The organism is Arsenicicoccus sp. UBA6765 (assembly GCF_002453335.1).
In the GTDB taxonomy this organism is placed as follows: Bacteria; Actinomycetota; Actinomycetes; order Actinomycetales; family Dermatophilaceae; genus Arsenicicoccus; species Arsenicicoccus bolidensis.
The window spans coordinates 7,158-8,122 of record NZ_DKGR01000008.1; the positions used below are offsets into that span (position 1 = coordinate 7,158).

At 75.1% G+C, this 965-nt stretch carries 1 protein-coding gene; it reads right to left on the reverse strand.

Annotated features, from left to right (window positions below; all coding sequences use genetic code 11):
* Positions 1 to 7 precede the first annotated feature (7 nt).
* The gene (locus B4K29_RS01590) at positions 8 to 886 is read right to left on the reverse strand and encodes an LLM class flavin-dependent oxidoreductase (protein WP_239264771.1); all 879 of its coding nucleotides are present in this window, start codon (positions 884 to 886) and stop codon (positions 8 to 10) included.
* Between the last annotated feature and the right edge of the window lie 79 nt (positions 887 to 965).

Consider the following 965-nt stretch of genomic DNA (forward strand, 5'->3'; position numbering starts at 1 on the left):
GCGCCTCTCAACGTGGGGGAGCTGGGGAGCCGGTCGCCCCGAGGAGCTCGGCCAGGGCCAGGACCCGCTCGTCTCCGGCCGGTGGTCCGGCGGGATCGGTGGCGAAGGCGGCCACGACCGTCGCGCCGGCCTCGCCCAGGGCCGTGATGCTGGCGCCGAGGTCTGCGGCGGAGGTGCCGTCCGGCACCGGCAGGAAGGCCACGACGTGCGGGCTCCCGGTCCGTCCCGCCCGCTCACGAGCCTCCCGCACCGTCGCCAGGGCCTCGACGACGCGGCTCGCATCGACCCGTCCCTCCGGGGCGGCGTCGTCCAGGATCACCCCGTCGGCGAGCTCGCCGGCCAGGGCCAGGGTCTTGGGTCCCCGTGCGCCCACGAACAGCTCGGGCACGGCGGGCGGCGGCCAACGCAGCTGCACGTCCTCGAGATGCACGTAGCGGCCGTCCCGCGTGACGCGCTCGCCGGCCAGCAGGTCACGCACTGCCTCCAGGTGCTCGCGCAGCAGTGTGAGGGGGGAGGGGACACGGACTCCGGCCTGGCCCATCCAGTCCAGGACGCCGTGGCCGAGGCCAGGGCGGAACCGATGGGGAAACATGCGCGCCAGCGTCGCGATCTCCATGGCGGTGAGCGACGGGGCCCGCAGGGGCGCCGGCATGATCCCGATGCCGACCCGCAGATGCTCGGTCGCACCCAGGACCGCAGCGGCAGGTGCGACGCCGCTGCTCGCGAAGCAGTCCTCCCACAGCCACAGGTCGTCCAGCCCCGCGGTCTCGGCGGCGCGTGCCACCTCGAGGATGCGCTCGGGGGGCAGGTCCGGAGGTGCGATCAGGCCGACGTCGGGTCGCCGGACGGGCTCGTCGAGGTGGGGCTCGTGCTGGTGGGTCGCCATGGTCGCCATTCACCCACGCGCAGGGCACCTGGGCAACAGGCGGCGCTCCTCGGACCCGCGGCTCCTCAGGCGGACGGTT